Here is a 3,534-nt window from a genome sequence, read left to right as displayed (position 1 = left end):
GCGCCGCGATTTGCAACTGTCCGCGTCGACTGCGCGTGCTTTGTCGGCGTGTGCTTCGGCCTCACAGCCGGAGCCGTGATGTCGACCGGCGGCAACGCTGTGGCGTCTGTTCCGGCGCTGTCCTGCGCGATTGCTGCGCCTGGAGCGGCCGCGCCCAGCAGGCTCGCTGCAAGAGCAGGCATGAGCAGCAGCGTCGCCGCGCGCGGAAACGGCGCGCCATGTTGGTGCAAAAGGTTTCCCGGCACGATAGGGCTCTCTGGACATCTTTCTGCAAGGCTTTCTGTGAGTGCCCTCGGCGCACGGAGAACCCTCAATTTCGAACCACATGAGCAGCGAAAGACGAAAGCTCTTGCCGCAACGGACATGAATATAGGTCCCTCTTTTCCGCAGAAATCAGACTCTCCGCACGAGAGAACCTATGCTGCGCAACGATATTCCGTTGCTCGTCGGAAGCTCAATTGGAATTGGTCTAGCTTAGAATGAATGTAACCGCCGCAGCCCGCTCACAGCTCGGCCCAGCAGCGGATCAGGTTGTGATAGATGCCGGTCAGTTTGACCGTTTCGCTGTCATCGCGCCCGAGCCGTTCGGCCAATGCCTGGATCGCCGTGTCGAGATCGAAGATCAGGCTGCGCGCATGGGCGTCGCGGACCATGCTTTGCAGCCAGAAGAAGGATGCAACCCGCGCTCCCCGCGTGACCGGCGTCACCAGATGCAGGCTGGAGGCGGGATAGAGCACGAGATCGCCGGCCGGCAGCTTGATCTCGTGCGACCCATAGGTGTCCTCGATCACCAGTTCGCCGCCGTCATATTCATCCGGTTCGGACAGAAACAGCGTCACGGATAAATCGGTGCGGATGCGCAGGCCCGTGAGCCGGTCGCCGCGCACCGCGTTGTCGACGTGGACGCCGAAACGGTGTCCGTCGGCGGCCGTGTATCGATTGAACAGCGGCGGAAAGATGTGCAACGGCACCGCCGCGGCCAGGAAGCGGGGATTGGCGGTCAATGCCGAGATGATGCGTTTGCCGAGCTTTCGCGCGAACTCGCCGTCCGGAGGCAGCTGCTCGTTGCGCTTGACCAGGGCCGACTGCGCGCCGGCGGTCGAACGACCGTCCTCCCACGCGCAGTCGTCCATGATGCGGCGGAACTCCGCCACATCCGGCTTGCTCAGTATATTGGGAACGCAGATCAGCATCTCGTCGGCGATCAGAATCGGGCAGAAATCATCAGCGCTGCCGTGCGGCCGGGTGCCTCCAGCACGAACGGCGTCGCACTTTGATACAGCGCGGTGTAGTAGAGCTTGTTGAAGATGTTGTTGACGAACACCTTCACGGTCCAGTTCTTGTCGATCTTCGCTTCCGCGAAGGTATCGAAACGCCAGAAGCTCGGCAGCGAGGTGCCCTGGTTGGCGGCAAGCAAGGTACCGCCGTAAATCTTGGAACGATACACGGCCTGTCCGCCGACCTCCCATCTGTCGTCGATTTGATATTTGCTGAGCAGGCTGAACGACTGGTGCGCGATGTTGGCCAGCGGCAGGCCGACATTCGTGCTGTACAATGCCGTGTCGGCCGGGGGAACCAGCGACTTCGTGACCTCCGACTTCATCAGCACCAGGCCGCCGAACACGCTCCATTTGTCGGTGATCTTGCCGGTGACTTCGAGATCCAGGCCGCGGATTTGATAGGCTGCGCCGGCGCTGATGCAGGGCTGCGTGCCCCCTACCGTCACATTATAGGGGCAGGCTGCTGTCTGGTTTGCTGTCGAGGTGACGTTCATCGACTCACGCGCATTGGTGACGTCGGTCTGGAACAACGCGCCGGTCAGGAGCAAATGGCGGTCCATCAACTCCCATTTGTTGCCAATCTCGATCGCCGTGTTCTTCTGTGGCCCAAATATCTGGTTCGAGGCGCCGTTTACGATCGGCGATAGTCCACCGTAGTTCGCGCTGGTGCCGTCAAACTCGGAGCCCACCGGATCGGATGAAGTCGCATAAGCGACATAGACACTGGTGATCGGCAGCGGCTTTAACGTGAGGCCGAGGTTGAAGTTCGGCAACCCGAATTCCGCGGCTTGCGAACCAAAGACACCCGCGACCGAGCCCGACGTGCCGAAACCACTGGTCTTGATGCCGTAGTCGTCGTAGCGGACACCGCCATTGAGAATGATCAGATCGCGGTAATTGGCGGAATCGAGCAGGTAGCCGCTTGTGGTGTCGACCGCGATCTTCGTCGGCTTGCCGGTGAGGGTCGGCGCGCCAAACGGCAGGAGCGCGAGCTGCGGGTTGAAGATGCTCACATTGGTGGGCGCTCCGCTGCTGTTGAACGCACCACCAGCTCCTTCCGAGGTCAACCCATTGTATGTATCAATGCCGGAAATTTCGCGCGAGACCTCGACGCCGGCGAGCGCGGTTTGGTGCCAGTTAGCGGTATCGAACCTGTAGGTCGCCTCACTCTGGTTGGCTGTGACATCGGTCACCTGATAACGGCTCAGCGTGTTGGCGGTGAGGGTCCCCGCCGTCGGCCCCGTGGTCACAGACGATTCTGGAATCGTTCCGATGTAATTCAACAGCGATCGCGAGGCCCGCATTTTGTCGCTCAACGTCAGGTCGGGGGTGACCTGGACCTCGGTGTTGACGGTTGCCATGTCCTGGTGGACTTCGAAGAAGTCGCGATCGAGGAAGCCATAGAAATTGTTGCGATTGGCGCCGTAATCCGGAAACGGGCCGCCGGCCGTGGTCGGAAACAGCTGACCGCTGACCCCGGTGGCTCCGGGCCGATCATACGGCACACCGAAGTCCGGCATGCCATGGAGATCGGTGTGAACATAATCCGCGGTGACCTTGACCGTGTCGACAGGCTTCCATGTGGTCGCCACGAAACCGCCGCCCCGATCATCGGTGGCATAATTCCGCCCCTCGATATCGGAATTCTGGAACACGCCGCCAGCGCGAACCGCCAAGGTCGGGCTGATCACCTGGTTGACATCGAGCGTGACACGCTCGCCTGGATCGGTCGAGAACGTCGTATCCATGTCGTAGAAGCTTTTATCGGTCGTCGCCTGCTTGGTCACGATGTTGATGGCGCCGCCGGTGGTGCCGCGGCCGGCGAACGACGAACCCGGTCCGCGCAATATCTCGACCTGCTCGGTGAAGAAATTCTCGCGGACGCTGACCCCGGAGTCGCGGACACCGTCGATGAAGACGTCATTGCGGGTATCGAAGCCGCGAACGAAAAACCGGTCGCCGAAGGCGTTGCCGCCCTCGCCGGTCCCGAGCGTCACGCCGGCGGTGTTCAGGACCGCCTGCTTCAACGAGGTGGCATTCTCGTCTGCCAGCACATCCTTGCTCAGCACCGTGATCGTCTTCGGCGTGTTCAACAACGGCTCCGGAAATTTGCCGGACGCCTGCACGTGATCGACCTTGTAGGGTGCGGCGGCGTCTGCATAGGGGTTGCGGTCGGCGCTGAGCTGGCCGGCGTTGGGAAACGGCACCGGTGCGGCCTGCGCCGGCTGCGTGCGCCGCGCCGCGCGCAGCGCAT

At 61.7% G+C, this 3,534-nt stretch carries 3 protein-coding genes; all 3 read right to left on the bottom strand.

Going from position 1 to position 3,534, the window contains the following annotated elements; genetic code table 11:
- On the bottom strand, positions 1–182 hold a 182-nt coding region (locus WCB02_RS24320), incomplete at its 3' end, for a hypothetical protein (RefSeq protein WP_423962166.1).
- A gap of 321 nt (positions 183–503) precedes the next feature.
- The gene (locus WCB02_RS24315; RefSeq protein WP_423962165.1) at positions 504–1,193 is read right to left on the bottom strand and encodes a Fe2+-dependent dioxygenase; all 690 of its coding nucleotides are present in this window, start codon (positions 1,191–1,193) and stop codon (positions 504–506) included.
- 11 nt (positions 1,194–1,204) lie between these two features.
- Positions 1,205–3,534, bottom strand: a 2,330-nt coding sequence (locus WCB02_RS24310; protein ID WP_423962163.1) for a TonB-dependent receptor, incomplete at its 5' end; no start/stop codon positions are given.

The organism is Bradyrhizobium sp. (assembly GCF_049581145.1).
Lineage (GTDB): Bacteria > Pseudomonadota > Alphaproteobacteria > Rhizobiales > Xanthobacteraceae > Bradyrhizobium.
This window is presented reverse-complemented; position numbering and strand designations above follow the sequence as displayed.

Coding starts and splice junctions, on each gene's coding strand:
- WCB02_RS24315 (WP_423962165.1), bottom strand. CDS start 1,193: ATGCTGATCTGCGTTCCCAATATACTGAGCAAGCCGGATGTGGCGGAG.